Annotated in this window: 27 protein-coding genes and 2 tRNA genes; 20 read left to right on the forward strand and 9 right to left on the reverse strand. The window is 59.0% G+C overall.

What is annotated here, in order from left to right; translation table 11 throughout:
• Positions 1 to 538 precede the first annotated feature (538 nt).
• Complete coding sequence (locus tag ASD50_RS05595) at positions 539 to 859, forward strand: hypothetical protein (RefSeq protein WP_056237187.1); 321 nt, start codon at positions 539 to 541, stop codon at positions 857 to 859.
• Between the two features lie 739 nt (positions 860 to 1598).
• On the opposite strand, the gene ASD50_RS22295 is transcribed toward ASD50_RS05595, so the two are convergent.
• Complete coding sequence (locus ASD50_RS22295) at positions 1599 to 1829, reverse strand: helix-turn-helix transcriptional regulator (protein WP_082549502.1); 231 nt, start codon at positions 1827 to 1829, stop codon at positions 1599 to 1601.
• Positions 1830 to 1964: 135 nt separating this feature from the next.
• On the opposite strand from ASD50_RS22295, the gene ASD50_RS05600 reads away from it, so the two are divergent.
• The 5 genes from ASD50_RS05600 (at position 1965) to ASD50_RS23370 (ending at position 3335) form a co-directional block, all read left to right on the forward strand.
• Positions 1965 to 2288: a hypothetical protein gene (locus tag ASD50_RS05600; protein WP_056237190.1), complete on the forward strand. Its 324-nt coding sequence runs from the start codon at positions 1965 to 1967 to the stop codon at positions 2286 to 2288.
• Positions 2285 to 2593, forward strand: a complete 309-nt coding sequence (locus ASD50_RS05605) for a hypothetical protein (protein ID WP_056237193.1) — start codon at positions 2285 to 2287, stop codon at positions 2591 to 2593. The genes ASD50_RS05600 and ASD50_RS05605 overlap by 4 nt, the downstream gene beginning before the upstream one ends.
• Positions 2590 to 2730, forward strand: a complete 141-nt coding sequence (locus ASD50_RS22940) for a hypothetical protein (protein ID WP_156464951.1) — start codon at positions 2590 to 2592, stop codon at positions 2728 to 2730. Before ASD50_RS05605 ends, ASD50_RS22940 begins: the two co-directional genes overlap by 4 nt.
• A gap of 6 nt (positions 2731 to 2736) precedes the next feature.
• Positions 2737 to 2814, forward strand: a tRNA-OTHER gene (locus ASD50_RS22945).
• Positions 2815 to 3023: 209 nt separating this feature from the next.
• Positions 3024 to 3335 (forward strand): hypothetical protein, encoded by a 312-nt coding sequence (locus tag ASD50_RS23370; RefSeq protein ID WP_162251990.1) that lies wholly within the window; start codon positions 3024 to 3026, stop codon positions 3333 to 3335.
• A gap of 74 nt (positions 3336 to 3409) precedes the next feature.
• Here the strand turns inward: ASD50_RS23370 and ASD50_RS05615 are convergent, their stop codons facing one another.
• Complete coding sequence (locus tag ASD50_RS05615) at positions 3410 to 3640, reverse strand: hypothetical protein (protein ID WP_056237196.1); 231 nt, start codon at positions 3638 to 3640, stop codon at positions 3410 to 3412.
• A 202-nt stretch (positions 3641 to 3842) separates the two neighbouring features.
• On the opposite strand from ASD50_RS05615, the gene ASD50_RS05620 reads away from it, so the two are divergent.
• A complete protein-coding gene (locus ASD50_RS05620) occupies positions 3843 to 4079 on the forward strand; it encodes a hypothetical protein (protein ID WP_056237339.1) in 237 nt (78 codons plus the stop codon).
• A 188-nt stretch (positions 4080 to 4267) separates the two neighbouring features.
• Here ASD50_RS05620 and ASD50_RS05625 read toward each other — a convergent pair.
• Positions 4268 to 4341 (reverse strand) — tRNA-Gln (locus tag ASD50_RS05625).
• A gap of 139 nt (positions 4342 to 4480) precedes the next feature.
• Positions 4481 to 5413, reverse strand: coding sequence for a lysylphosphatidylglycerol synthase domain-containing protein (locus ASD50_RS05630; protein WP_056237198.1), 933 nt, complete (start codon positions 5411 to 5413; stop codon positions 4481 to 4483).
• A gap of 449 nt (positions 5414 to 5862) precedes the next feature.
• Between ASD50_RS05630 and ASD50_RS05635 the strand changes: the two genes are divergently transcribed.
• Both ASD50_RS05635 and ASD50_RS05640 read left to right on the forward strand, forming a co-directional pair.
• Positions 5863 to 7125 carry a Ppx/GppA phosphatase family protein gene (locus tag ASD50_RS05635; protein WP_413813875.1) on the forward strand — a complete coding sequence of 421 codons (1263 nt, stop codon included), beginning with the start codon at positions 5863 to 5865 and terminating at the stop codon, positions 7123 to 7125.
• Positions 7122 to 7850 carry an RlmE family RNA methyltransferase gene (locus ASD50_RS05640; RefSeq protein WP_056237203.1) on the forward strand — a complete coding sequence of 243 codons (729 nt, stop codon included), beginning with the start codon at positions 7122 to 7124 and terminating at the stop codon, positions 7848 to 7850. The genes ASD50_RS05635 and ASD50_RS05640 overlap by 4 nt, the downstream gene beginning before the upstream one ends.
• On the opposite strand, the gene ASD50_RS05645 is transcribed toward ASD50_RS05640, so the two are convergent.
• Entirely contained in the window at positions 7851 to 9263 is a 1413-nt protein-coding gene (locus ASD50_RS05645; protein ID WP_056237205.1) for a DHA2 family efflux MFS transporter permease subunit, read from the reverse strand.
• 247 nt (positions 9264 to 9510) lie between these two features.
• Between ASD50_RS05645 and guaB the strand changes: the two genes are divergently transcribed.
• From guaB to ASD50_RS05660, 3 genes are read left to right on the forward strand one after another with little or no spacing between them, the layout of a single operon-like run.
• Positions 9511 to 11013, forward strand: a complete 1503-nt coding sequence (gene guaB / locus ASD50_RS05650; RefSeq protein WP_056237206.1) for an IMP dehydrogenase — start codon at positions 9511 to 9513, stop codon at positions 11011 to 11013.
• Positions 10964 to 11617, forward strand: coding sequence for a hypothetical protein (locus ASD50_RS05655; RefSeq protein ID WP_156464952.1), 654 nt, complete (start codon positions 10964 to 10966; stop codon positions 11615 to 11617). Before guaB ends, ASD50_RS05655 begins: the two co-directional genes overlap by 50 nt.
• Positions 11614 to 12033, forward strand: a complete 420-nt coding sequence (locus tag ASD50_RS05660) for an MAPEG family protein (RefSeq protein ID WP_056237209.1) — start codon at positions 11614 to 11616, stop codon at positions 12031 to 12033. Before ASD50_RS05655 ends, ASD50_RS05660 begins: the two co-directional genes overlap by 4 nt.
• 1 nt (position 12034) lies before the next feature.
• Here ASD50_RS05660 and rnd read toward each other — a convergent pair whose 3' ends face one another.
• Positions 12035 to 13192 (reverse strand): ribonuclease D, encoded by a 1158-nt coding sequence (gene rnd, locus ASD50_RS05665; RefSeq protein ID WP_056237211.1) that lies wholly within the window; start codon positions 13190 to 13192, stop codon positions 12035 to 12037.
• A gap of 220 nt (positions 13193 to 13412) precedes the next feature.
• On the opposite strand from rnd, the gene aspS reads away from it, so the two are divergent.
• Positions 13413 to 15203, forward strand: coding sequence for an aspartate--tRNA ligase (aspS, locus tag ASD50_RS05670; RefSeq protein WP_056237213.1), 1791 nt, complete (start codon positions 13413 to 13415; stop codon positions 15201 to 15203).
• A gap of 64 nt (positions 15204 to 15267) precedes the next feature.
• Here the strand turns inward: aspS and hspQ are convergent, their stop codons facing one another.
• Complete coding sequence (gene hspQ, locus ASD50_RS05675) at positions 15268 to 15591, reverse strand: heat shock protein HspQ (RefSeq protein ID WP_056237215.1); 324 nt, start codon at positions 15589 to 15591, stop codon at positions 15268 to 15270.
• Between the two features lie 123 nt (positions 15592 to 15714).
• On the opposite strand from hspQ, the gene ASD50_RS05680 reads away from it, so the two are divergent.
• Complete coding sequence (locus ASD50_RS05680; protein ID WP_056237217.1) at positions 15715 to 16677, forward strand: AEC family transporter; 963 nt, start codon at positions 15715 to 15717, stop codon at positions 16675 to 16677.
• On the opposite strand, the gene ASD50_RS05685 is transcribed toward ASD50_RS05680, so the two are convergent.
• Positions 16666 to 17868, reverse strand: a complete 1203-nt coding sequence (locus tag ASD50_RS05685; protein WP_056237220.1) for a UbiH/UbiF family hydroxylase — start codon at positions 17866 to 17868, stop codon at positions 16666 to 16668. The two genes, ASD50_RS05680 and ASD50_RS05685, sit on opposite strands and share 12 nt — an antisense overlap.
• Positions 17869 to 18113: 245 nt before the next feature.
• Between ASD50_RS05685 and pcsA the strand changes: the two genes are divergently transcribed.
• The 6 genes from pcsA (at position 18114) to ASD50_RS05715 (ending at position 24698) form a co-directional block, all read left to right on the forward strand.
• The gene (gene pcsA, locus ASD50_RS05690) at positions 18114 to 18881 is read left to right on the forward strand and encodes a phosphatidylcholine synthase (protein WP_413813876.1); all 768 of its coding nucleotides are present in this window, start codon (positions 18114 to 18116) and stop codon (positions 18879 to 18881) included.
• A 2-nt stretch (positions 18882 to 18883) separates the two neighbouring features.
• Positions 18884 to 19861 (forward strand): quinone oxidoreductase family protein, encoded by a 978-nt coding sequence (locus ASD50_RS05695; protein ID WP_056237223.1) that lies wholly within the window; start codon positions 18884 to 18886, stop codon positions 19859 to 19861.
• A gap of 119 nt (positions 19862 to 19980) precedes the next feature.
• The gene (locus ASD50_RS05700; protein ID WP_056237224.1) at positions 19981 to 21558 is read left to right on the forward strand and encodes an ABC transporter ATP-binding protein; all 1578 of its coding nucleotides are present in this window, start codon (positions 19981 to 19983) and stop codon (positions 21556 to 21558) included.
• On the forward strand, positions 21555 to 22667 hold the full coding sequence (locus ASD50_RS05705) for an ABC transporter permease (protein ID WP_056237227.1): 1113 nt from the start codon (positions 21555 to 21557) through the stop codon (positions 22665 to 22667). Before ASD50_RS05700 ends, ASD50_RS05705 begins: the two co-directional genes overlap by 4 nt.
• A complete protein-coding gene (locus tag ASD50_RS05710) occupies positions 22667 to 23587 on the forward strand; it encodes an ABC transporter permease (RefSeq protein ID WP_056237229.1) in 921 nt (306 codons plus the stop codon). Before ASD50_RS05705 ends, ASD50_RS05710 begins: the two co-directional genes overlap by 1 nt.
• Before the next feature lie 43 nt (positions 23588 to 23630).
• A complete protein-coding gene (locus tag ASD50_RS05715) occupies positions 23631 to 24698 on the forward strand; it encodes a BMP family ABC transporter substrate-binding protein (protein WP_056237342.1) in 1068 nt (355 codons plus the stop codon).
• 75 nt (positions 24699 to 24773) lie between these two features.
• Here the strand turns inward: ASD50_RS05715 and rimO are convergent, their stop codons facing one another.
• The gene (gene rimO / locus ASD50_RS05720; protein ID WP_056237231.1) at positions 24774 to 26087 is read right to left on the reverse strand and encodes a 30S ribosomal protein S12 methylthiotransferase RimO; all 1314 of its coding nucleotides are present in this window, start codon (positions 26085 to 26087) and stop codon (positions 24774 to 24776) included.
• Positions 26088 to 26136 lie beyond the last annotated feature (49 nt).

The following is a 26136-nucleotide window of genomic DNA, read 5'->3' on the forward strand; positions in this document are numbered from 1 at the left end:
AACCCGGCCTGTCCCCGCATCCATCCCCTCCCGGCAAATCACCGGGGCAGTGAATCATCCCGAGCCGTCAATGGCGAGGTTTTTCGAGGCGTCCAGCTGCAGCACAGGTGCAGCTAACGCCGTTCCGGCCGCACTACGACGCACTGTCTGAGTTGCAGGAATCTCTGGCCGAAACGCTGAACGCGCTGCACGATCGGCCGCGAGGGTGGCGGGATTTGAGGCGGTGAAACTCTAGCCAGCAGGCCGTGTAGGCAGCCTATTCCGTATTTCGGTCAATCGATTGATAACAATAACAAGCGCCACGCTAAGGACGCCTAGGCCAAACGATAGCATTCCAAGAATTTCGTGGATCGCGGATTTGGCAGTGATTGTAACAAGGATGCCGCCCAATATCTGGAGCAGCCCGACGACAAGTACTATGAATTCCATGTTGCCTCCCAAGCCCACCGCACGGTGCGCCCTGATGGGAGTCGGGGAAATTAGACTTTGGGCTTGTGCCAGCTTGACTTCCCAAACAGATTGTTCTGGTTATGTTCTCATGCCGGAACCGTATTGGCCAAAACGAAAAGGCAGCTATACGCTCGCCGAAGCCGCGAAGAACTCCCAATTCGCGCGGCTGCGCTGCCGTTATTGCAAGATTGAGCGATATTATCCGATTGCCGATCTCATCGTGGTTTTTGGCAATGTCGAATGCGACGACATGATCTACATGCGGGACTGGCGCTGCACCAAGTGCGGTCAGCGCAACACCCTGGATATGGACATTGGCGACCCGCCCGCAGCCAAGCGGCAGCAGATAAAAATCCGCAAAATCGATCGGATTGAGTATGTGCGGAAAATCGTCTGGAAAGATGAATAACAATAATAGCACGGCTGGCGCGCGTGCAATAGTTGATGAAACTAAACGCGCCAGCCGTCAGACCTTGGGAGGCCCTAGAAGCATATAGTTTTCGGCGGTGGGGATTCAATGGCGGTGGCTCGGCCCGCCCAAAGCTTGGAGGGAAGAGCAGGCCGAGCCTGTCGCCAAGGTAAATTTAGCGGCGCCGAATATTATAAGGTTAAACCTGAGCCGCGAAAATTACTCCGAATGGCTAGACCGTTTAGGCGCATTAATGGATCGTATTAATGCCGCTTGGTATGCTTCGAAGCTTCTCGGTCACCGCTTGGGCTACCGCTCGTCGGATGCGATCCTTTATATCTCCCCACCGGCCGAATGTGGCGTCGCAATTCGAGTTGGAACATGAGGCGATGGAATCGTCCGTGAAGTTCTCTGGTAAGTCTACGCCAGCGGAGCCGCATAAGGGGCACTCATACTGAACCTTTATGGTGCTCACGTTAGGCGCTTCCATTCACATTAACCCAGATCAAGCAGCGCCTGGGCGGGAGGGGTGTCAATGGATGTGATCTGCGAACGCAGCAATTGGGGAATAACGCAACTCTATTAGACTTTCGTGGGGTTGGCTCGGTCGCCATTTTTTTTGGGGGGGCGGTAGCGACCGAGCCTGTTACTTCCGCTGCGTAAGCTTTAGCAACGGCTAATGCATAATCGATCACCGACAGGAAAGAAAGATGAGTTTTTAGGCCGCACGCCGCTTTTCTCATCGACCCCGCAGCCGCACTCCTGGCCCACCGCCGTTTTGGTCGATGAAGATAACACCCTTTGATTCCAGCGTGTGACGGAGAGCGGTTGCGGTTGATAGGCGTGGATCCGTCTTCCCGGTCTCGATGTTCTTTATACTCTGGAGCGCCACTCCTGACGCTTCTGCCAATTCGCGTTGCGACCAGTTAAGCAGGCCACGCGCGGCTCTAATTTGTTGGGGCGTTAACATGCACGTTTAGTGCTTTCTTCTGCCTCAAGAGTCAAGCAAAATGATCCTTTGGATCACTTATCACTTGCATCTTGGCTCCGTTGGTGCTTTCTTATGATCCATTGGATCACTTAAAGCACTAAAGGAGCAACCAGCATGAACCAGCACAGCATTCCCACCGAACTGCACCGCCGGCTCGGTCTCGACAACATCGAACCATCGGGCCTGGAGGGCGACAGACCTGTGGCCGACGTGGCGTCCGAGGCGCAAGCGACGGGCATCGACCCCAGCGGACAAGCCTTCATCTCGGTCTGCAACAAGGCCGACGACTTGGTCGGACTGCTGACCGTGCTGCACCAAAACCTTGAGAACAACGACGCAACATTCCGGCAGTCGCAGGTCGCGAGGATGGCCTTGAAACTTGCAGACTCTGTCAGCGAGGCGCTCACTGAAGCTAACATCCGCGGGAGGATGGCATGAACGTGCACACACAGGTGCCCGTCATCGATCCAGCGACAGTAGTGATCGCCGCGCTGCGCAGGGAAGTCGCCGTTATCGACCGCGCCGGTGCAGTCGAGGATGAACCGACCGAACAGGCTGCCTGGGCACGATGGAGCGCGGCCAACGCGCTTCTGGAGCGCACCGACCCGACCAGCATCGACGGCGTGATTTCGTACCTGCGCTATGTCATCGAGGAAGACGACAAAGGCACGGACATTAGTTGTCTGGTGCCAATGTTGCACGCCGCGGTGCGCGGTCTGTGCAAGATGCGGGAGGCAGCATGAACCTCACCCAACTCCTCGCCCGCCGCCGTGAGAACCGCCGGCTGATGAAAACTGCGACAGGCGAGCGACTGGCCTTGCGTCAGCGTCTGGATGAGGTGTTGGCCGTGCTGATTTGCAAGCTTTCTCGCCGAGCGTAACGAATTGCCCCTGTACCGGCCGGAGCTTCTACCTCCGAAACCGTAACTGGATACATGCCGGTTCGATCCCGGCCAGGGGCTCCATAGTTGACAAGTTGAAAGGCGAGGAGGCATAAGAACGGTGCAGCCATTAAATGGCCAGCCCAATCCCTTCAGTGGGACTTTCGCCGCTCGCAACCCTCTCAGCGGCCATTTCATCAAAGCTATGCACCCTTGCGGGTGAACGTGAACGCTTGCCGTGTGGCAGGCATATTGAAACGTCCGGCTGCGTGCCGGCGAAGAGGAGCAACGTGATGGATATTCATCAGGACGACTATAAGGCAGCGTTTTGTTATCTCGCTCACCGAGCATTGGGCGGAGATGATCCGATGCCCACTATTGGTGGGAAAAAGGCGCATGACCTCCAAGCCTTTGTGAAACTGATGCCCCGTGGGGATGACCTATTCTATTTGTCCCTGGAGAACGAGGCTCTGGTATCTCCGATATTGTCTGGGCCTAATCTCACCTACTTTCGGTCAGCTTGGGCGCTTTACCATATTGTTCGACAGCGTGAGACAGCCGCACAGCGCCGAGCAGCGATCAAGAGGATGTATGCTCAAGCTTAGGCCCACCACGGCGCCCCGCGCTTGCTGTAATGAGCGCGGGGTATTTCAGATTGCGCCAACGGTGCCCAAAGAAGTCAGATGGTGCGACCGTCAAACTCCATGGGGAAGATGTGGCGTTCCGCGATGGTGAGAACCATGGCCTCAATGTCCTCCAAGGCTACATTTAAGCCTGGGCACCTCTGCCAAACCTGTTCCGCGATGACTGGGACATTCACTATACGGTGCGACGTCATTGCTTTTGAGATCAGCTTCTCAACTTCATGCTGCAACTCGGCACGCTTGGCGCCATCGATGAAAATATCCATACGCCACTATGTAAGCATTCGACGCAAAAGTCAATATAGTTTAATGACTTCAATAAGTTAGCAGAATGAGACGGCATCTAGTAGTTAGTGGTACGAGGCTATATCGTGTCTTGCAAATTAAGTATCGTTGCCGTCGCCAACTCATAGTGATAATTTAGGGTAAATGGCGGCACTTACTCATTCTATATCGAGGGAGGCGACGATGGCAAAACTGGAGCGCCAAGAGCGTTTGCAGGTCATGCTGTCGGGTGAGGAACTGGAGGCGTTGGAGAACTGGCGGTTCGAGCAGCGCATGCCGAGCAGGGCGGCGGCAATACGCGAACTCTTGCGTCGCGGCTTGGCGGCGGAAGGGATGCTTGAGACAGGGCTAGGAATTAAATCGGGTGATTTCGGCGTGCTCGAACAACGCGGAGCCGAGGGAGAGGGCGACTCGGAATAGCTGCGCCGGGTGATAAGCCCGCCAACGCCGTATCAAGGTTTGACGGGTTTTTCTTGTCGCATCCTTGTCGCGTTCCGTAGCCGCCGTTCATTGCGACGCATTACAAATCAATACGTTACGTTGCGACAAATTCCGCAGCTTGCGACAAGGAATTTCGGGGGTTTGGGAGCTAAGTGCTTGAAATTGCTTGGCTGGGGAACCTGGATTCGAACCAGGACTAACGGAGTCAGAGTCCGTGGGTCTACCGTTAACCTATTCCCCAAAAAGCATCTGAAGCGATGTTTTGGCAGCTTGCGGAAGGCTGGTTTTCCAGCATCTCCGCCAGCGCGGCGTGAAACCACGCTCCGGTAAGTGGCCGCGTTTTAATCGCCGCCATGAAATAGTCAAGCCCAAGACTGGCTTCAACCGCGACTGTGGTCGAATTGCGAGCGTTCGAACAGGAGTACGACCACGAGGCCAATGATCAAGGGAACGACCAGGTAGAAAAGGCGGAATACCAATAGGGCGGCCAGAACGTGGACGGGCTCCATTTCGGACAGTCCGGCCAGGAATACGACTTCAAGCACGCCAAGTCCGCCGGGAGCATGGGAAATCAGGGCGGCTGAGAACGAAACCATGAAAACGCCCAGCACCACGAGATAGCCCGGGTTTCCGGCTTCGGGCAGGGCAAAGTAGATGATGGCCGCTGCAGCAAGCAGTTCGAGCGGGCCGATGATTAACTGGCGCGCAACGATGGGCAGGCGCGGGTAGTGTACCTGGAACGACCCGATCTTGAGGGGGCGCAGATGCAGCCAGCTGCCGAAGATGTATGCAATGACCGGCAACAGCATGACCAGGCCCGTAGCTCCGGAAAAGCTGTGGAACCCGATGCTGGAAAAGCGGTCGAACAGGCCGGGCACAAGAATAAGCACTATCGCGCCGACGAGCACCGACGACAGCACGAAGGTGAACCAGCAGACTGCAACCAGTATGCCGACTTCATGCCCGGTGAGGCCCTTGGTGCCGTAGGCGCGGTAACGGATCACTGCGCCGGAAAAGACTGAGCCGCCAATGTTGTGGGACAAGGCATAGGTGGTGAACGAGCACAGTGTCACAAACAGCCAAGATACACGTTTGCCGATGTGAAGAAGTGCGATGTGATCGTAGCCCGCCAATGCTGCATAAGCGACAATGGAGCAGAGTGCCGACAGAATCCAACCATGGATAGGTATGGACACCAGGCTGTCCCAGACATCGTCAAGCGAGATGCCCCGCAATTCGTCAAGCAGCAGCCAAATTGAAAACGCAACTGCGGCCAGGCCGACGGCGGGCCAGAAATATCGTTTCCAAGTCATGCGCTGCCTGTCATGCGCGACGAACGCCTCCCCCGAGGTGCGGTGTGGGGCGGCTTATGCTGGGCCGCCTTCCGAATCGTGCATTTCAGCAATGCCTTATCGAAGCCGACTATTCAACCTTGCAGGCATTCAAATGGCTGCGACCGAGGGCGGAACCTATTGAAATCATCAATAGTTGGCTTGTTCCCCATCAAGTTGACCGGTCGTGATCTTTCCACGCTTTGCTCTTGGTGATTGGGCGGCACGCTGCTAGTCTGGCGGCAACTTGAAACATTGGCGCGTGCTGCGTCCGGAAGTTCCGGTTCGCGCGGCGTTGGAAGGAACGATCCGTGACAGACCGCAACACCGGCGCCAGGGCGCTGGAGGTTGGCGTGTCCGGGGAGGCAGCGAAGCCGGCGGGCAATGCGGCCTTTTCAGTTGACCACCGTAGCGACGGTGCGTCGGCGGCCTTGGCCGGAAACGGGCAGGCTGGGCAAGCGACCAACAATGAAAATGCCAAGGGCAAGACGAGGAAAAGGCGCAAGCGAAAACGCGGGCGCAAGGTCTTTGCGCGCGACGGCGAGGCCCTAGCCCAAACTGCGACGGCGCCGACCGAGCCGGCCACTCCACCCAAAAACCAGAATGCGAGCGGTCAGCCCGGAGTTGTCGATCAAGGGGACGCCAACCCGACGTCCACCAGCGGCGTCCGTCGCCATCACGCGAATGATCTGCCGGTTTTTGCAGCGCTCGATCTTGGCACCAACAATTGCCGGCTGCTTGTTGCGATCCCGTCGCGAAACGGCCAATTCCGCGTCATCGATGCATTTTCCCGCATTGTCCGGCTGGGTGAAGGCCTTTCTTCAACTGGCCGTTTGTCCGGTCCCGCCATGGATCGCGCGGTGGAAGCATTGAAGATTTGCGGGGACAAGCTACGCAGCCGCAAGATTGCGCGCTCTCGACTCATCGCGACCGAGGCTTGCCGCAGCGCGGAGAATGGCGCCGAATTCCTAGAGCGTGTCGAGCGCGAGGCGGGCCTGAAGCTCGAAATCATCGACCGGCGCACCGAAGCGCGGCTCGCCGTTTCCGGCTGCGGTTCGCTGGTCGAGCGGGACACACAGGGCGTGGTGCTGTTCGACATCGGTGGAGGTTCGTCGGAAATCGCGTTGATCGACCTGACCAGGCGCCGTTCCGCGCGACTGGCCAACCATATCGTCTCATGGACCTCGCTTCCGGTAGGCGTCGTCTCGCTGGCCGAACGGTTCGGAGGCAAGACAGTGACCCGCGAAGTTTTCGCGGCGATGATCGACGATGTCGCGACACGCCTCAATGCTTTTGAGGGCCGCCATCGGCTGAACCACGTATTGGCGACGCCCAAGTTCCACCTGCTTGGCACGTCCGGCACCGTGACCACGCTAGCCGGCGTTCACCTCGACCTGGAGCGTTATGATCGTCGCCGGGTCGACGGCCTATGGATGGACAGTTGCAGCGTTGATCTCATGGTGGAAAAGCTGCTTGGCTGGGATTTTCAGCAAAGGGTTGCCAATCCCTGCATCGGTGCCGACCGTGCCGATCTTGTGCTGGCGGGCTGCGCCATTCTCGAGGCAATTCGGGCGGTTTGGCCGGCGAATCGGCTTAGGGTCGCGGATCGGGGCCTGCGGGAAGGCATACTGAGCGAATTGATGGCTGACAATGGCGCCTGGCAAGATCGACGGAAGAGGGTGGCGCAGCCATGACCAAGAAACCGGACAAGCCGGGTTCCGGTGGCATGCGCGTATTGCGCACCAAGATAAAGAAAAAGAGCGGGTTGAAGGAGTCGTCGCGCCGTTGGCTGGAGCGCCACATGAACGATCCCTATGTCCAGCGCTCCAAGGCGGATGGTTATCGTTCCCGGGCCGCCTACAAGCTAATCGAAATCGATGACAAGCATCATCTGCTAAAACCAGGCATGCGTGTCATCGATCTTGGCGCGGCACCCGGTGGTTGGTGCCAGGTGGCGGCGGTGCGGACGAAATCGACGGCAGACGCGCCGCATGTCGTCGGTATCGATTATCTTGAAATGGACGCAGTGCCAGGTGCCGAGGTCCTGCTGATGGATTTCCTCGACCCCGAAGCGCCTGCCAAACTGGCGGAGGCGCTGGGCGGCGAGCCGGACATAGTGCTGTCGGACATGGCGGCTCCGACCACCGGTCACCGCCGCACGGACCATATCCGGACCATGCACCTGTGCGAAGTTGCGGCCGATTTTGCCATGTCGGTGTTGCGGCCGGGCGGACATTTCCTGGCCAAGACGTTCCAGGGCGGGACGGAAGGCGGGCTGCTTGATGCGCTGAAGCGGAACTTCCGGTCCGTTCATCACGTCAAGCCGCCGGCTTCGCGTGATGAATCGGTTGAACTCTACTTGCTGGCCAAGGACTTCAAAGGCAGGGCTGAGGCAGGCGACGACAAAGGCGCTTCGTAGTCAGGAAGAAGCCTCGCTTTCAAGCACCTTGGCAGGTCGGGCACCATGGCCGGAGACAGCGCTGCCGGCATCGGGCGAAAGCCGCAGGAAAGACAGCGACGCCAAGGCGGAAATCGCCGCTACGATAAAGAACGCCGTGTGGAAGTCGGCCAGCGTCAATGGCCCACCATGAACGGTCGTGGCCACTTCCAGGATACCGCCCGCGACAGCCACGCCGAGCGCTATGGACAATTGCTGGCCGACGGCAGCAATGGGCGTCGCTTTGCTGGTGTCTTCCGCCGAGATGTCGGCGTAGGTGAGGGCATTGACGCCGGTGAAAAACATCGAGCGTAGAAAGCCGCCGACCAGCAGTATGGTCAAAATGACGAGATAAGGGGTTTGTGGTGTAAACAGCCCGTTGACCGCTACCGATGCGGCCGAAATCAGCGAGCCGAATACAAGGACGCGCCGAAACCCGGCCATTCGGAACACGCGCGTCGTGACGAGTTTCATGCCGATCGCGCCGATGGCCGAGACAAAGGTGATGAGGCCGGACTGAAACGGAGTGAGGCCAAACCCGATTTGCAGCATGAGCGGCAAGAGGAAAGGAACCGCTCCAATGCCGATACGGAACAGGCCTCCGCCGAATACCGAGGTTCGGAAAGTCTGATTTTTTAGAAGATCGAGCGCAAGCAGAGGGTTTGGCCTGCGGCGCGCATGGAGCAGATAGAGCAGTCCTGCAACCACACCCGTGATCAGCGTAACCACGCCTACGATGGGCGGAAGCGCAGGCATGCTGACGACCGAGAGGCCGAATACAACCCCCGATGCTCCGATGCCGACCAGTACGAAGCCGATCAGATCGAGGCGAGGCGTGACCAGCCTTTCAGTCTCGGGCAGGTAGCGAGTCGCCAGCCAGATGCCGATGAATCCGATCGGTATGTTGATGAGGAAAATCCAGTGCCATGAAAAATAGGTGGTGATGAAGCCTCCGACCGGCGGGCCGACCAGAGGCCCAACCAAGGCCGGTATCGTCAGCCAGGACATGGCGGCGACAAGTTCGTTCTTGGGTGTCGAGCGTACCAGAACCAGGCGACCGACAGGCGTCATCATGGCACCGCCCATGCCTTGAAGAAGGCGTGAGATTACGAAGGAGCCGAGCGAGTTGGACATCGCGCAGGCGACGGAACCGGTCATGAAGACGACGATTGCCGCGCGGAATACGGTCTTTGCGCCGAAACGGTCTGCCATCCAGCCGCTGACAGGAATGAATATCGCCAGCGCCACAAGATAGGCCGTCAGCGCCAATTTGAGTGCAATAGGGCTGGTATTGATGTCTGCGGCAATCGCGGGCAGCGACGTTGCGATGACGGTCGAATCCATGTTTTCCATGAACAGGGCGACCGCAAGAACAAGCGGAATGATGCGATTCACGATCAGAATCCGGATGCCTGGAATCGGGCGCCGACCGGGGGCTGTCGACTTATCCGCCGGTTATCACGCCAAAGTGGCGATGTCGCGTTACAAAGAGGCAAGGTTGCGACAACAATAACTGATCGTGGTGTGCTTTTCATCGACCATGAGACGTGTTACGAGCCAGCGCCAATCCTGAAAGGGAAGATGACGAGTCGGCGCGGTCCATTCGGGTACCCGCGCCTTTCATGCATTCCGGGAACTGGCCATGGCAAAAATCATCGAAACGTCCACCGGCGCATTGGCGCTTACCTTCGACGACGTGCTGTTGCAGCCGGGTCACTCGGAAGTGATGCCGGGCGAGACCGACATCAGCACACGAATTGCCGGCGATATCGATTTGAATTTGCCGATTATTTCGGCTGCAATGGATACTGTGACGGAAGCCAGGCTGGCGATTGCCATGGCGCAGGCGGGCGGCATCGGCGTCATTCACCGCAACCTGAATCCTGTCGAGCAGGCCGAACAGGTGCGGCAGGTGAAGAAGTTCGAGTCCGGCATGGTTGTGAACCCGGTCACAATCGGCCCGGATGCAACACTGGCAAATGCGCTTGCGTTGATGAACCTGCACGGCATTTCGGGCATTCCCGTTGTCGAAAACGGTGGTGTTGGCGGGCATACCGTGGGCCGCCTTGTCGGCATCCTCACCAACCGCGACGTACGTTTTGCATCTGACCCGACGCAGCGCGTCTACGAACTGATGACGCGCGAGAACCTGATTACGGTGAAGGAAAACGTCGACCAGCAGGAAGCCAAGCGGCTTTTGCACCAGAATCGCATCGAAAAACTGGTGGTGGTCGACAAGAAGGGCAATTGCGTCGGTCTGATCACCGTCAAGGACATGGAAAAGTCCCAGCTCAACCCGCATGCCAGCAAGGATGCGCAGGGCCGGTTGCGCGTCGCGGCGGCGACCAGCGTCGGTGATGACGGCTTCGAACGCGCTGAGCGCCTGATCGAGGCCGGCGTCGATCTGCTGGTAATCGATACCGCGCATGGGCACTCGCAGCGCGTGCTGGATGCGGTGACGCGGGCAAAGAAGCTGTCCAACTCGGTCCGCATCATGGCAGGCAACGTGGCGACGGCGGAGGGTACGCAAGCGCTCATCGACGCTGGCGCCGATGCGGTAAAGATCGGCATAGGTCCGGGCTCGATCTGCACCACCCGGATCGTGGCCGGCGTCGGTGTTCCGCAGCTTTCGGCAATCATGGCGGCGGTCGAGACGGCGCAGAAGTCTGGTGTGTCCGTCATCGCCGACGGTGGCATCAAGTTCTCTGGCGATCTGGCGAAGGCACTGGCGGCAGGCGCCAGCGCTGCGATGATCGGTTCTTTGCTTGCCGGCACCGAGGAAAGCCCCGGCGAGGTCTATCTGCACCAGGGCCGGTCGTTCAAGGCTTACCGAGGCATGGGATCGGTCGGCGCGATGGCGCGCGGTTCGGCAGATCGTTATTTCCAGGCCGAGGTCCGCGATACGCTGAAGCTGGTTCCGGAAGGCATTGAAGGCCAGGTTCCATACAAAGGCCCGGTGTCGGGTGTGCTGCATCAGCTTGCAGGCGGCCTGAAAGCCGCTATGGGTTATGTTGGAGGCCGGAATCTTGCCGACTTCCGCGAGCGCGCCACATTCGTTCGTATATCGAATGCTGGTCTTCGTGAGAGCCATGCCCATGATGTCACGATTACCCGTGAAAGCCCCAACTACCCCGGCGGAATCTGAGCACCACGGCATTCTGCATTCGCTCTTTGCCGCTTTGACGCGATTGCCGCGCCATGCGGGGGCGCTTTTGCTTTCTTCGGCTGCGGTTTTTGCAGCCATGACAGCGCTGGAATTCCTGTATTTTCAGCGTTTGAGCGGCGGGCTGCTGTCGTTGGACATTCGCGCCTTCGGTTTTACGCCCGACGAAGGCATGGCGTGGCTAACGGCGCTAGGGCGTGGCGGCAGTGAGACGATTATCGTCTGGCACTATCTGACATTCGACCTGTTGTTCCCCGCTCTTTTTTCGCTGACAATGATCAGCCTGATGATGGCGACCGGGCGGAGGCTGCCCGGATTCGCATCTCTTTCTCCAAACGGACAGGCGCTGGTTTCGATGGGCCTGGTGTTTCCATATACACTGGCCGACTACGCTCAGAATTTCGCTGTTGCTCGTTTGTTATCCGACTTCCTCTCCGCCAACCCTGATTCGCTTGCGTTGGCATCGGCGTTGATCGTGGCGAAATTTGCATTGGGTGCGATCCCGATCATTGTGATCGCGGCATTTGCGCTTGCAGGCCAACGACAGCGCCGCCACGACAAGCAGGGGCAGGACTACGACGCATGAATCCCATTGCAATCTTCTGGCCCATGGTGGCGCATTTTTTCCTGGTTTCGGCGATCTACGTCCTGCTGGGGTGGCGCAGGCGCATTGCCGTAACGAGTGGTGGGGCCAAGGTACGTCAATTCAAGGTCAGAACGCAGGAGCCGGAAGGCAGCGTGACGGCGGCAAACAACCTGATGAACCAGTTCGAACTACCGGTCCTGTTTCACATCGTCTGCCTGGCTTTTTTCGTGACCAACGGCGTGTCGTTCGTTGCCGTACTGCTTGCCTGGGTGTTCGTGGCACTGCGCTACCTGCACGCCTATGTGCATGTTACCAGCAATAACCTGCGCATCCGCAGCCTGTCTTTTGCCGCGGGCTTTGTGATCGTGGTCTTGATGTGGGCGTGGTTCTCCCTGCATCTGGCAGGGCTGGTGTAGATCAGGAATCCACGGCGAACACCGAAATCCGACGATTTTCGAAGCGGATGGCTATATCGCCGCGCACCAAGCGTAGCGCATGATCTCCGAAAACGGCACGACGCCACCCATGCAGGGCAGGGACATCCGCTGCCTCACCCTGGGCTGCAATCTGGTCGAGATCGTCGCTGGAAGCCAGAACCTTGGTGGCGACCCCTTCCTTCTCCGCGATAAGGCGCAGCAGCACCTTCAACAGTTCCGATGCGGCGCTCGATCCTTCCGGCGGCTGAAACTGCTTGGGCAGTTTCGGCATCATTTCCTTGGGTATGGCAAGGGCCGTGTTGACCGCACTGAGCAATGCGGCGGCACTGGACGAGCGCTCCCATCCCTTGGGCGTGCTGCGCAAACGGCCAAGTGCGTCCGTATCGCGTGGCGCCTGCTGCGCAATCTCGTAGATGGCGTCATCCTTCAGGATGCGTCCGCGCGGAACGTCTCGCTCGCGCGCCTCACGTTCGCGCCAAGCCGCTACCGTTTGCAAGATCGCTAGCTCCTGCGGCTTGCGCACCCGCATTTTCAGCCGCTTCCATGCATCATCCGGGTGTGGGTCGTAGGTTTCGCGCGACGTCAACACGCGCATTTCCTCATTGAGCCAATGGGCGCGATTCTCGCGATCGAGTTCGGCCTTGAGATGCTTGTACACGTCGATCAGGTGGGTGACGTCAGCCAAGGCATACTCAAGCTGCTTGTCCGAGAGCGGACGATACTTCCAGTCGGTGAACCGCGAGGATTTGTCGAGCCGCGCGCCGGTGATCTTTTGCACCAGCTGGTCATAGGAAACGCTATCGCCGAAGCCGCAGACCATGGCGGCGACCTGCGTGTCGAAAACGGGATGCGGCACCAGGTTGCCGAGATGAACGATGATTTCGATGTCCTGCCGCGCAGCGTGAAAGACCTTCTCGACCTTTTCATTGGCCATCAGTTCGAAGAATGGCTTGAGATCAAGGCCGGGTGCCAATGGATCGACAAGCGCGGTGACACCGGGTGCCGCCATCTGGATCAGGCAAAGGATTGGCCAGAATGTCGTTTCGCGGATGAATTCGGTATCGACCGTAACGAAATCCGACTGCTCGAGTGCTTTTATGGCGGCTTCGAGTTCGCCTTGGGTAGTAATGACGTGCATCAAATCGCTTTTTTTCGACCGGGTGGTCTCTCTCAATTTCAGCCGGTAGTTCATTCGTCAAGGCGCACTGCAATATGGATAGTGTCGGCCTTAGCCAGGTCAAGCCTTGTTGGTCTTGCTCTTGCCTTGACAAAAGGCCATGCCCATGCGCTTTTCGCGCCAATTTTCAGGCTGGGCAAGTGCTTCGGCTTTACCGGAACTTTCTGATCGGATTCAGGCAATGCATCGTTACCGCAGCCATAACTGCGCTCAATTGAGGAAGGCCGATGTCGGCTCTACCGTTCGTCTCTCTGGCTGGGTGCATCGTGTGCGCGATCACGGCGGTCTTCTCTTCATCGACCTGCGCGACCACTATGGCTTGACGCAGATCGTCGCCGATCCGGATTCTCCGGCCTTCAAGTCGGCCGAAACCGTGCGCGGCGAGTGGGTCATACGGGTCGACGGCGAGGTCAAGGCCCGCTCCGCCGAGGCAACCAATGCCAACCTGCCTACCGGCGAGATCGAGGTTTTTGCGCTCGATATCGAAGTGCTGTCGGCGGCGAAGGAACTGCCGCTGCCGGTGTTCGGCGAACCCGACTACCCGGAAGATATCCGGCTGAAGTACCGCTTCCTCGACCTGCGCCGCGAAACGCTGCACAAGAACATTGTCGCCCGCACGCGCATCATCACTGAAATGCGCAAACGCATGGGTGAAGTCGGTTTTACCGAGTTCTCCACGCCGATCCTGACGGCATCCTCGCCCGAAGGCGCGCGCGACTTCCTGGTGCCGAGCCGTATCCATCCCGGCACCTTTTACGCGCTGCCGCAAGCGCCGCAGCAGTACAAACAGCTCATCATGGTGTCGGGCTTTGACCGCTACTTCCAGATAGCGCCGTGCTTCCGCGACGAAGATCCGCGCGCCGACCGTCTGCCGGGCGAATTCTATCAGCTCGACCTCGAGATGAGTTTTGTCGAGCAGGATGACGTGCTTGGCACTATGGAGCCGGTGATGCGCGGCGTGTTCGAAGCCTTTGCCGACGGCAAGCCGGTAACGAAGGAATTCCCGCGCATCCCTTACGATGTCGCGATGCGCAAATACGGTTCCGACAAGCCTGACCTGCGCAATCCCATCGCCATGGAAGAAGTGTCGAACCACTTCCGCGAATCCGGCTTCAAGGTGTTCGCCAACATCCTTGCCAACGATGCAAAAGCCGAAGTCTGGGCGATCCCTGCCAAGACGGGCGGCAGCCGCGCATTCTGTGACCGCATGAATTCATGGGCGCAGGGCGAGGGCCAGCCGGGTCTGGGCTACATCTTCTGGCGCAAGGAAGGCGAGAAGCTCGAAGGCGCTGGCCCGCTTGCCAAGAACATCGGCGAGGAACGTACGGAAGCGATCCGCCAGCAGCTTGGCCTTGCGGACGGTGATGCGGCGTTCTTCGTTGCCGGCGATCCGAAGAAGTTCGTCAGCTTTGCCGGTGCGGCGCGTACTCGCGCCGGCGAGGAATTGAATCTTGTCGACCGCGACCGGTTCGAGCTTTGCTGGATCATCGACTTCCCGTTCTACGAATGGAACGAGGATGAGAAGCGCGTGGATTTCGGCCACAACCCGTTTTCGATGCCGCAAGGTGGCATCGATGCGCTGAATGGGCAGGACCCGCTGTCGATCAAGGCCTACCAGTACGACATGGTCTGCAACGGCTTTGAGATCGCGTCGGGCGGCATTCGCAACCATCTGCCGGAGACGATGGTCAAGGCGTTTGAAATCGTCGGCCTCGACCGCGCCACGGTTGAAGAGCGTTTTGGTGGTCTCTACCGCGCGTTTCAGTATGGCGCTCCGCCGCACGGCGGCATGGCAGCGGGCATCGATCGCGTCGTCATGCTGCTGGTTGGAGCAAAGAACCTGCGCGAAGTCACCATGTTTCCGATGAACCAGCAGGCCTATGACTTGCTGATGAACGCACCGGCGGAAGCGACACCGCAGCAGTTGCGGGAACTGTCGCTGCGTGTTGCGGCGCAAAAGAAAGAAGCCTGACGGACGTCATAGACCGGGCTTTGGCCCGGTCGAGTATAGGGTTTCCGTCTTCCGGTCCGACCTTTTAGTGTCGGACCTGATACTTCGGCTCGTAGCGGCCATCCGGGCTTTTCAGGAACATTTCCCGGATCTGGGGATGGCGCACCGGTTCGCCGGTGCGGTCCTCGAGCAGATTTTGCTCGGAAACATAGGCGACGTATTCTGTTTCCGAGTTCTGTGCCAGCAGATGATAGAAGGGCTGGTCCTTGCGCGGGCGGACTTCCGCCGGGATGGACTGATACCATTCCTCCGAGTTCGCGAACTGCGGATCGACATCGAAAATGACGCCGCGGAACCCAAACAGCCGGTGGCGCACGACCTGACCGATCGAGAACTTGGCCGTTTTCATTGTACTCATCCTAACCACTGACTCTATTTGGCGCATACGTCACGGCAATTCAATCCCGTATGGCTTGACGGGCCTTAGACCAACGGGCTAGCCGGGTTCAAGATTTCGTGCGGTGGAATGCCTATGTTGGAAGTCGTTGGCCTTGTTATCCCATTCTTTGGCCTGATCTTCCTTGGCTATTTCGTTGCCAGGATTACCCGGCAGCCATTGGAAGCCCTCGGATGGATGAACACCTTCATCATTTATCTGGCGCTTCCGGCGCTGTTTTTCCAACTGCTCGCCAAGACGCCTTTCGAACAGCTGACGGAATGGCGCTTCATTGCCGGTTCCGTCCTGTCCACCTTTGCCATTTTCATGATCATGTTTGGCGGCTCTCTGGTGGTAGCGCGCGGAGCGATCGCAGAAGCGACTATCAAGGGGCTAGCCGCCGCCTACGGCAACATCGGCTATATGGGACCGGGCCTTGCGCTGCTCGCCTTTGGCGAGACAGCGGCGGTTCCCGTTGCGCTCATATTCTGTTTCGAAAACATAATGCATTTCGCCGTTGCGCCGATGATGATGGCGCTGTCTGGCGATGACAAAAGCCCGCCACTGCAACTTGCGGGGGAAGTCGTCAGGAAGATCGTCCTGCATCCGTTCATCATTGCCACTGCATTCGGCGTGGCAGCCGCATTCTTTGAAATCAGGCCTCCGTTGCCGGTGGAGCGGTTGCTTGTCTATTTGTCGAGTGCTGCCGCGCCTTGCGCCCTGTTCGCCATGGGTGTCACGCTTGCGTTACGACCGTTGAAGCGCGTGCCGCATGAGATGGCGCCAATCGCCGTCCTTAAACTCATTGTGCATCCGCTGTTGTGCTATGTCGTCCTGAGCGGCGTCGGCAATTTCTCGGAAACGTGGCTGTTTTCGGCGGTGCTTCTCGCAGCGCTGCCGACGGCGACGAACGTGTTCGTCATTGCCCAGCAATATGGCGTCTGGGTCGAGCGTGCTTCTGCGAGCGTGCTCATTACCACTTGTCTGTCGGTATTGACCGTGACGGGCCTGCTTTACGCCATCACCCACGGAATATTGCCGCCCGACCTATTTCCGTAAGGTGTTCGCCAAGGCTGAAAAACCGCTGCCCGGTCGCAGGCCTTCGCGCATGAAGAATGCACGTAGCGGGGCAAACGTGCGAAGCACATCCAACCCTGCGCTGCGGGCCATCTGGGCAGGCAGCATGTTGGACAGAAGGGTCATGTTGAGCAGATTGACTGCGCTGCTGCGGGCAAGAATATCGGGGCGCCGCTTGAAGTCGTACGCAGCGAGAGCGTTGGGCTCACCGGGATCTTGCCGGTTTTTACTTGCAACATCAATGAGATCAGCAACGTCCCTGATGCCGAGGTTGAGACCTTGCGCACCAATGGGGGGGAAGACGTGGGCGGCTTCACCCACCAGCGCCACGCGGTTGTTGGCGAAACGCCAGGGTGTAGCTGCGGAAAGCGGGTAGATCTGCCGCCCGCTGTCGACTGTCACGCGGCCAAGCATCGACTGCATCTTTTCCTCGATGCGCACCGACAGCGTGTTGTCATCGAGTGCAGCTAGTTCCTGCGCAATTTCCGGCTCTACCACCCAGACAAGGCTGGAGCGCTTGCCCGGTAGCGGCACTTGCGTGAACGGCCCGGTTTCGGTGTGGAACTCGGTTGAGGTGAAGGCATGGTCGCTGGTGTGCGCAAAATTCAGCACAAGGGCAGCCTGCGGATAGGAGCGCGTGGAAACTGCAATGCCTGCGGCCTCGCGGGCCTGTGACAGCCGTCCGTCAGCTGCAACGGCCAGCGGTCCGCTGATTTCGTTGCCATTGGTTAGCATTGCTACGGCACGGTCTGCCTCTAGCCGCCAGGCGGAAACAAGAGATTTGTGCCATGCTATTGCCGGCTGGGATGCCACAGTTTCCGCGAGCGTCTGGTTGAGGACGGCATTCGGCATGTTCAAGCCAAAACGATGCTCGTCGATCTCGCTGGCGCGGAACGTAACGACGGGGCTGCGAATCAACCGGCTTGTCGCATCGACTATGCGCATGATCTTGAGAGGTGCGGCCTTGTGTGCCAGTGGCTTCAGGACGCCCAACCGATCCAGCATAGCAAGCGCAGGGTTCATTAGCGCGGTTGTGCGGCCATCCTGGGCATTTACCTCAGGTCCTACCAACGACACGCCAAAACCGGCATCGGCAAAGGCAAGGGCGGCGATCAGTCCGGCAGGGCCGGTTCCGGCCACGATGACGCGCGGGTCCAGTTTCTGGTTTGACATGACAGTGGCTCCGTATGTGTCAAGTATAGCCCAAGGGGGCCAGCCTTCAACGCGACGTTTCAGCCGATACATTCAATGCGATTGGTGGGCGAACGATATTTTCTTGTGCGGCCAGCTTGCCTGCTATTAGGTTCAAGTTGACCGGAGATGTTGGTTGGCTGATCAAGACAATCGTTTGACGCCATTGCAAACTGGACTGGCGGGCTGTGAGCAAGAATGTAACTGGCAAGAAGATCCGGGATCGTATCCCGAGACCCAAGAAGAAGGTGACATGGCCGCAGGCGCGCGCCTTCTCGGTTCACCTGCTTACAGCATCAGGTTCGTTCCTCGCATTCGTTTCGCTTGTAGCTGCCAGCGAGGAACGTTGGACGGCGATGTTCTGGTGGCTGGGTCTTGCCTTGTTCGTCGATGGTATCGACGGGCCGATCGCTCGAAAGCTCGAGGTCAAGGAAATCCTGCCGACCTGGTCGGGCGAACTGCTCGACAACATTATCGACTATGTCACCTACGTGCTGATCCCCGCATTCGCGCTCTATCAGTTCGGTCTGATGGGCGAGGGACTTTCCTTCCTGTCGGCCGCGATCATCGTGGTTTCCAGCGCAATCTACTACGCCGATACCGGCATGAAGACGAAGGAGAACTTCTTCAAGGGTTTCCCCGTGGTCTGGAACATGGTCGTGTTCACGCTGTTCGTTGTCGGGCCGGGTGAGTGGGTGTCGTTCGCGGTCGTCGTCGTCGCCGGCCTGCTTACCTTCGTGCCGATCAATTTCCTGCACCCGGTGCGGGTCAAGCGGCTGCGTCCGATCAACCTGACCGTCACGCTGCTCTGGTGCGGCTTTGGGGCTATTGCGCTCGCGGAATCCGCCCTTGCCGTGTTCTACAGCCAGATCGGCGTGCTCGCCGAAAATGTCAGCCAATTCACGAAGATAGGCATCACCGTAACCGGTCTCTACCTGTTCTGCATCGGCGGCATCATGCAATTCTTTCCTAACCTCGGTGCCAAGAAAGCCTGATCATGCCCAAAGCAATTCGCGTCCATGCCCACGGCGGGCCGGGAGCTCTCGTCTATGAAGATTTCGAGCCGGGTCGTCCGACCAAGGGGCAGATCAGGGTCAGGCACACCGCCATCGGTCTCAATTTCATCGACGTCTACTACCGAACCGGGCTTTACCCGGCACCCGATGGCCTGCCGCTGATACCTGGTGGCGAGGCGGCGGGCGTCGTCGTCGAAGTGGGTGAAGGAGTAGACTGGCTCCAGCCGGGTGACCGGGTCGCCTATGCGGTGAAACTGGGCGCCTATGCCGAGGAACGCCTTATCGAAGCCGATCAGGTTGTCAAAGTTCCGGGTGGCATCAGCGACGAACAAGCGGCGGCCATGATGCTGAAAGGCATGACCGCTGAGTATCTCCTGCTGCGCACGTTCAAGGTGAAAGCGGACGACACCATCCTTTACCATGCTGCCGCCGGAGGCGTCGGCCTCATCCTTGGCCAATGGGCAAAGCACCTGGGAGCCACGGTAATCGGCACGGCCGGGTCGCCCGACAAGATCGAATTGGCCAAGGCGCACGGCTTCGACCATGTCATCGACTATCGCAAGCAGGACTTCGTGGCCGAGGTGGTAAAGCTTACAGGCGGACGGAAATGCGATGTCGTCTACGATTCCGTGGGCAACGACACATTCCCCGGCTCGCTCGATTGCCTGCGCCCGTTGGGGACTTTCGTGTCATTCGGGCAGTCGTCGGGGCCGATCCCGCCATTCAGCATCAACCTGTTGGCTCAGAAGGGTTCGCTGTTCGCGACCCGGCCGTCGTTGTTCGCGTACAATGCGAAGCGTGCCGACCTGGAAGCATCGGCGAAGGCGCTGTTCGATGTCGTTGCGAGCGGGGCGGTCCAGATCAAGATAAACCAGCGCTATGCCTTGAAGGATGCCGCGCGGGCGCATAGCGATCTCGAGGGACGCAAGACCACCGGAACGACCATCCTTCTCCCATAGTAGCATTCCCAACTGGCCCTGAAATTCTTGAAGCTCTTTCAAACTGCGGGACGCTTTGCGTAATTTCCCAGTCGCGCCTACGATAGCTTTGGGAACACAGAACATATCTGGCATACCGGATGGGAGGCACTGTGAGTGTACAAGAGAACGCTGTGAACCTGTTGGAGGTTCGCGGCCTTACCAAGATATTCGGCTCCCTCAAGGCGTGCGATCATATCGACTTGGCGATTGCCAAAGGCGAAATCCATGCATTGCTAGGAGAAAACGGAGCGGGCAAGTCCACTCTGGTCAAGATGCTGTTCGGCTCCCTGGAGCCGAACGCGGGCGACATTTTCTGGAATGGCCAGAAGGTCAACATTGCGAACCCCGGTGCGGCCAAGAAGCTTGGCATCGGCATGGTGTTCCAGCACTTTTCGCTGTTCGAAGCGCTGACTGCGGCCGAAAACATTGCGCTGTCGCTGGATGACGGCGCGCCGATTGGCACGATCGCAGCCAAGGCGAGGGCGCTTTCCTACAGCTACGGCCTGCCGCTCGATCCAGAATCGCTGGTCGGCGACCTGTCCGTTGGCGAACGCCAGCGCATCGAAATCATCCGCTGCCTGTTGCAGACGCCGCAGCTCATCATTCTCGACGAGCCGACTTCCGTGCTGACGCCGCAGGAAGCGGACAAGCTGTTCGAGACGCTGGAACGACTGCGGTCTGAAGGCAAATCGATCCTCTATATTTCTCACCGCCTCGAAGAGGTAAAGCGCATGTGCGACCGCGCCACCGTGCTGCGGCACGGCAAAGTGGTGGGTCATTGCAATCCGCGTGAGGAAACTGCCTCTTCACTCGCGAGAATGATGGTCGGCAACGAGGTTCATGCCGTTGTGCGCCAGCCCGTCGAAGGCATCGACAAGGCGCAATCCCTGCTTGAGATCGTCAATCTCAGCCGCCAGCCGGCAACGCCCTTTTCCATTCCGTTGAAGAACATCAACCTGTCGGTGCGCGCCGGCGAGGTCATCGGCATCGCCGGGGTGGCCGGAAACGGCCAGGGCGAGTTCTTCGAGGCGGTTTCCGGCGAAGTATTGCAGCAAGATGCTGCTTCGGTGCGCATACGCGGCAAGAATGCCGGCGGGCTCACCATAACGGGCAGGCGGCTTCTCGGAGCGGCCTTCGTGCCTGAGGAGCGGCTTGGCCACGGTGCTGCCCCACGCATGAAGCTGTCGGAGAACCTCTTGCTGTCGCGCCATGCGACCGACGGGAAAATGTTTGTGGGAACAGGCGGCACCGTCAACAGCAGCAGCATCTACAGTGCCGCCCAACGGATTATCGAGGTGATGGACGTTCGCAAGAGCGCTCCTGACCCGGAGGCAGCCGCGCTATCCGGCGGCAATCTGCAGAAGTTCATTGTCGGGCGCGAACTCGACCGCAAGCCCGCTGTCATGGTCGTCAACCAGCCGACCTGGGGCGTCGATGCGGGCGCCGCCGCCCATATCCGCCAAGCACTGATCGAACTGGCGCGCAGCGGATCGGCCGTCCTGGTGATAAGCCAGGACCTGGATGAATTGTTCGAGATATCGGACTCCATTGCCGTCATGCATAATGGTGAGTTGTCGAGACCTCTGCCCATTGCCGAAGCCACCTTCGAAAAGATTGGATTGCTGATGGGTGGTGCGGAACCCGGCCATACCGAACATGCAGCGGAGGTCGCGTGATGCGTCTCGAACTGGTAAAACGCCCGCAGCGTTCAATGCTGTTTTCAATGCTGTCGCCGTTCATTGCCTTTGCGCTGACGGTGATCGCCGGTGCGCTCATGTTCGCCTTTCTCGGCGTCAATCCGGCAACGGCACTCTTCACCTACTTCATTTCGCCGATTACCGAGGTGTGGCAGATCCACGAACTGGCGATCAAGGCCGCGCCTCTGATCCTTATCGCAGTCGGACTTTCGGTCTGCTACCGGGCCAATATCTGGAACATCGGCGCGGAAGGGCAGTTCGTTATCGGCGCAATTGCCGGCTCGATCATTCCGGTGCTCTATCCGGAGATGCAGGGGCCGTTCGTGCTGCCGATGATGCTGCTGATGGGAATGGTAGGCGGCGCGCTCTACGCCGGTATCCCGGCGTTCCTCAAGGCCCGTTTCGGCACCAATGAAATCCTGACCAGCCTGATGCTGGTCTATGTGGCGCAATTGTTCCTCGACTGGATGGTGCGCGGTCCCTGGCGCGATCCGAAGGGGTTCAATTTCCCGCAAACGGTGCAGTTCAACAGTTCCGCGGTCCTGCCTGAAATCATGCCGATGTCCGGGCGGGCCAATTGGGGTTTCCTGTTTGCGCTGATAGCCGCGGTGCTGATCTGGTTCATGATGAGCCGTATGTTGAAGGGCTTCGAGGTGCGCGTGCTCGGCTCCAGCCCACGGGCAGGGCGCTTCGCAGGCTTCAGCCTGAACCGCATGGTGTTCTTCGCATTCATGGTGTCGGGCGCGCTGGCGGGATTGGCCGGAATTTCCGAAGTGTCTGGCGCGATTGGCCAATTGCAGCCAAGCATATCGCCCGGCTATGGCTTTACCGCGATTATCGTTGCTTTCCTTGGCCGTTTGAACCCGCTTGGCATTGTCGCCGCAGGGTTGGTGCTGGGCTTGACCTATCTCGGTGGCGAGGCAGCCCAAAGCGTGCTCGGAATTTCCGACAAGGTTGCCCGGGTGTTTCAAGGCATGCTGCTGTTCTTCGTGCTCGGTTGCGACACGCTGATCCACTACCGCATCCGTCTGGTCGGTCTTGGTGCGCCCAAACCGCAAGTCGCGGCAAAGCTTGAGGAGGCACGCTGATGGATATCACCGTCAACATTCTGATGACGATTGCCACGGCCGCGACCCCGCTGCTGATTGCAGCAATCGGTGAACTGGTGGTCGAACGTTCCGGCGTTCTCAACCTTGGTGTCGAGGGCATGATGGTGATGGGTACCATCGGCGGATTCGGCGCAGCGTACCTCACCGGAAATCCGTGGATCGGACTTTTCGCGGGTATAGCGCTTGGTGCGATTTTCTCGCTGCTTTTTGCCGTGATGACGCTTTCGCTTGCCACCAACCAGGTGGCGACTGGACTTTCGTTGACGATCCTGGGCCTTGGCCTGTCCGGCATGATGGGCACGAACTTCGTCGGTCTTCCCGGCGAGCGCCTGCCCAACCTCTATATTCCGGTGCTCACCGACATACCGGTGATAGGTCGCCTGCTGTTCGGCCAGGACCCGATCTTCTACATGTCGATCGTGTTGGTTATCGCCGTCGCCTGGTTCCTGTTCAGGACCAGGACCGGACTTACGCTGCGCTCGATTGGCGACAGCCACACCTCGGCTCACGCGCTTGGCATCCAGGTTATCCGCTATCGCTATCTGGCGGTCGTCTTCGGCGGTGCCTGTGCCGGCCTTGCTGGGGCGCACCTGTCGCTGGTCTACACGCCGCAATGGGTCGAGAACATGACTGCGGGCCGCGGCTGGATCGCACTTGCGCTGGTGGTGTTCGCCTCGTGGCGTCCGCTCCGGGTCTTGGCGGGCGCATATATCTTCGGCGCGGTATGGATCGGACAGCTTCATGCACAGGCTTTTGGCATTCCTGTGCCTTCGCAATTTCTTTCTTCGCTGCCCTATCTGGCAACCATCGTGGTTCTTGTTCTAATCTCGCGCAACAAGCGCCTGACCATGATGAATACGCCAGCTTCCCTTGGGCAGCCATTCGTGCCAGATCGCTAACAACAAGCAGAAGCCCAGTGGCTAAACACAGAGAGGTAACATGATGAAAAAACTGCTTATTGCGCTTGCAGCCACCGCTGCGACGCTTTCCTTCGCCGCGACAGTGCAGGCGCAGGAAAAACTGAAGGCCTGCTGGGTCTATGTCGGCCCCATCGGCGACTTCGGTTACTCCTATCAGCACGACCAGGGACGCCTCGCGGTCGAGAAGCAATTCGGCGACAAGGTCGAGACGGCTTACCTCGAGAACGTCGCCGAAGGCCCGGACGCGGAGCGCGCCTTCGAGCGCCTTGCGCGCCAAGGCTGCAAGATCATCTTCGGAACCTCGTTCGGCTTCATGGATGCCGAGGTCAAGGTCGCCGCGAAATTCCCGGACATCAAGTTCGAGCACGCGACTGGCTACAAGATGGGCGACAATCTGGGCATCTACAACGCGCGCTTCTATGAAGGCCGCTACGTGATCGGCCAGATCGCTGCCAAGCAGTCGAAGGCTGGCGTCGCCGGCTACATCGTGTCGTTCCCGATCCCGGAAGTCGTGATGGGCATCAACGCCTTCATGCTGGGTGCGCAGTCCGTCAATCCTGACTTCAAGGTCAAGATCGTGTGGGTGAACTCCTGGTTCGATCCGGGCAAGGAAGCCGACGCTGCCAAGGCCCTGTTCGACCAGGGCGCTGATATCATCGTGCAGCACACCGACTCCACAGCGCCTTTGCAGGTTGCCCAGGAGCGCGGCTTGCACGGCTTTGGCCAGGCTTCGGACATGATTACCTTTGCGCCGAAGTCGCAGTACACCGCGATCGTCGATGATTGGGGTCCGTACTATATCGAGCGTATCGGCGAAGTGCTGGCCGGGACCTGGAAGCCTGAGGATCGTTGGGAAGGCATCAAGGAAGGCGCGGTGCTCATGGCTCCGTACACCAACCTGCCGGATGACGTTGCAGCTGCTGCGAAGGAAACCGAAGCCAAGATTGCTGGCGGCTGGAACCCCTTCACCGGCCCGGTTGCCAAGCAGGACGGCAGCGAGTGGCTGAAGGACGGCGAAGTTGCCGACGACAAGACGCTGCTCGGCATGAACTTCTACGTCAAGGGCGTGGACGACAAGCTGCCGCAGTAAGGCATGCGGTAAAACCGCAGAATGAAAAGGGCGCCTCGCGGCGCCCTTTTTGCTTTCATGGATTTTGACCGAGGGTCAGACGGCCGTTCCGTAAAGGTCGTAAGCGTCGCTGCGCTCGATCTTGACCGTTACGATGTCGCCGGTACGCAGCGGACGGCGCGACTGGATGTGCACTGATCCGTCGATTTCCGGCGCGTCGTATCTGGTGCGGCCTTTGCCGGCGTTGCCGTGCGCCTCGTCGATGATGACGGGCAGGCGCTTGCCGACTTTCCTGGCCAACTGAGCCGCGGAAATCTTCTGCTGCCGCTGCATGAACCGGTGCCAGCGGGCTTCCTTGATTTCCTGCGGCACTTGCTCGAGGCCGAGGTCGTTGGAGCGCGCACCTTTGACAGGCTCGTATTTGAAGCAGCCGGCGCGGTCGATTTTCGCCTCGTCAAGCCAGTCGAGCAGCATCTCGAAATCTTCTTCGGTTTCGCCGGGGAAGCCGACGATGAAGGTGGAGCGGATCGCCAGGTCGGGGCAATCCTCTCGCCATGAACGGATGCGGTCCAGCGTCTTTTCGCCATGGGCGGGCCGACGCATGTTCTTCAACACTTGCGGCGAGGCGTGCTGGAACGGGATGTCGAGGTAAGGCAGGATCTTGCCATCCGCCATCAGCGGAATGACATCGGCGACGTGGGGGTAGGGGTACACGTAGTGCATGCGCACCCATACGCCGAGCTTGCCCAGTTCTTCGGAAAGGTCGAGGAATTTCGCGCGAACCTCGCGGTCCTGCCAGACGCTCGTCTGGTACTTGATGTCGACGCCATAGGCGCTGGTGTCCTGCGAGATGACGAGGATTTCCTTCACGCCGGCCTTTGCAAGCTTTTCGGCTTCGCGCAGCACATCGGCGGCGGGGCGCGAGACGAGGTCTCCGCGCAGTGCGGGAATGATGCAGAAGGTGCAGCGGTTGTTGCAGCCTTCGGAAATCTTCAGATAGGCGTAGTGGCGTGGCGTGAGCTTGACGCCCTGCGGCGGCAGAAGGTCGATATAGGGGTCATGCGCCGGTGGAGCCGCTTCGTGCACCGCTGCCATCACGCTTTCGTAGGCTTGCGGTCCCGTGATCGCCAGTACGTTCGGGTGCTTCTCGCGGATCAGGTCAGGGGTCGCTCCCATGCAGCCGGTAACGATGACCTTGCCGTTTTCCTTGAGCGCCGTGCCGATCGCGCCAAGCGATTCTTCACGCGCCGAATCGAGGAAGCCGCAGGTGTTGACCACGACGAGGTCTGCTCCGTCATGCTTGCGGGCGATCTCGTAGCCCTCGGCGCGCAGGCGGGTGATGATGCGCTCGGAATCCACGAGTGCCTTTGGGCATCCGAGGCTGACGAAGCTCACGCGAGGGGTTGACATGCAAATTTTCCAGAAAAAGTGATTGCGGCGGGCCTGTTATCACAGTTCC

Origin of the sequence: Mesorhizobium sp. Root552 (genome assembly GCF_001427285.1) — a bacterium.
Taxonomy (GTDB): Bacteria; Pseudomonadota; Alphaproteobacteria; order Rhizobiales; family Rhizobiaceae; genus Mesorhizobium.

What these genes read in the sequence shown, in the direction of transcription:
- ASD50_RS22295 (WP_082549502.1), bottom strand. Translation starts at nt 1,829, where the DNA reads ATGTTAACGCCCCAACAAATTAGAGCCGCGCGTGGCCTGCTTAACTGG.
- ASD50_RS05630 (WP_056237198.1), bottom strand. Translation starts at nt 5,413, where the DNA reads ATGACTTGGAAACGATATTTCTGGCCCGCCGTCGGCCTGGCCGCAGTT.
- ASD50_RS05605 (WP_056237193.1), top strand. Translation starts at nt 2,285, where the DNA reads ATGAACGTGCACACACAGGTGCCCGTCATCGATCCAGCGACAGTAGTG.
- rimO (WP_056237231.1), bottom strand. Translation starts at nt 26,087, where the DNA reads ATGTCAACCCCTCGCGTGAGCTTCGTCAGCCTCGGATGCCCAAAGGCA.
- ASD50_RS05660 (WP_056237209.1), top strand. Translation starts at nt 11,614, where the DNA reads ATGAATCCCATTGCAATCTTCTGGCCCATGGTGGCGCATTTTTTCCTG.
- ASD50_RS05685 (WP_056237220.1), bottom strand. Translation starts at nt 17,868, where the DNA reads ATGTCAAACCAGAAACTGGACCCGCGCGTCATCGTGGCCGGAACCGGC.
- hspQ (WP_056237215.1), bottom strand. Translation starts at nt 15,591, where the DNA reads ATGAAAACGGCCAAGTTCTCGATCGGTCAGGTCGTGCGCCACCGGCTG.
- ASD50_RS05615 (WP_056237196.1), bottom strand. Translation starts at nt 3,640, where the DNA reads ATGGATATTTTCATCGATGGCGCCAAGCGTGCCGAGTTGCAGCATGAA.
- ASD50_RS05700 (WP_056237224.1), top strand. Translation starts at nt 19,981, where the DNA reads ATGGGAGGCACTGTGAGTGTACAAGAGAACGCTGTGAACCTGTTGGAG.
- ASD50_RS05695 (WP_056237223.1), top strand. Translation starts at nt 18,884, where the DNA reads ATGCCCAAAGCAATTCGCGTCCATGCCCACGGCGGGCCGGGAGCTCTC.
- aspS (WP_056237213.1), top strand. Translation starts at nt 13,413, where the DNA reads ATGCATCGTTACCGCAGCCATAACTGCGCTCAATTGAGGAAGGCCGAT.
- ASD50_RS05710 (WP_056237229.1), top strand. Translation starts at nt 22,667, where the DNA reads ATGGATATCACCGTCAACATTCTGATGACGATTGCCACGGCCGCGACC.
- ASD50_RS05600 (WP_056237190.1), top strand. Translation starts at nt 1,965, where the DNA reads ATGAACCAGCACAGCATTCCCACCGAACTGCACCGCCGGCTCGGTCTC.
- ASD50_RS05715 (WP_056237342.1), top strand. Translation starts at nt 23,631, where the DNA reads ATGAAAAAACTGCTTATTGCGCTTGCAGCCACCGCTGCGACGCTTTCC.
- ASD50_RS05620 (WP_056237339.1), top strand. Translation starts at nt 3,843, where the DNA reads ATGGCAAAACTGGAGCGCCAAGAGCGTTTGCAGGTCATGCTGTCGGGT.
- guaB (WP_056237206.1), top strand. Translation starts at nt 9,511, where the DNA reads ATGGCAAAAATCATCGAAACGTCCACCGGCGCATTGGCGCTTACCTTC.
- ASD50_RS23370 (WP_162251990.1), top strand. Translation starts at nt 3,024, where the DNA reads ATGGATATTCATCAGGACGACTATAAGGCAGCGTTTTGTTATCTCGCT.
- ASD50_RS05680 (WP_056237217.1), top strand. Translation starts at nt 15,715, where the DNA reads ATGTTGGAAGTCGTTGGCCTTGTTATCCCATTCTTTGGCCTGATCTTC.
- ASD50_RS05595 (WP_056237187.1), top strand. Translation starts at nt 539, where the DNA reads ATGCCGGAACCGTATTGGCCAAAACGAAAAGGCAGCTATACGCTCGCC.
- ASD50_RS22940 (WP_156464951.1), top strand. Translation starts at nt 2,590, where the DNA reads ATGAACCTCACCCAACTCCTCGCCCGCCGCCGTGAGAACCGCCGGCTG.
- ASD50_RS05655 (WP_156464952.1), top strand. Translation starts at nt 10,964, where the DNA reads ATGATGTCACGATTACCCGTGAAAGCCCCAACTACCCCGGCGGAATCT.
- rnd (WP_056237211.1), bottom strand. Translation starts at nt 13,192, where the DNA reads ATGCACGTCATTACTACCCAAGGCGAACTCGAAGCCGCCATAAAAGCA.
- ASD50_RS05640 (WP_056237203.1), top strand. Translation starts at nt 7,122, where the DNA reads ATGACCAAGAAACCGGACAAGCCGGGTTCCGGTGGCATGCGCGTATTG.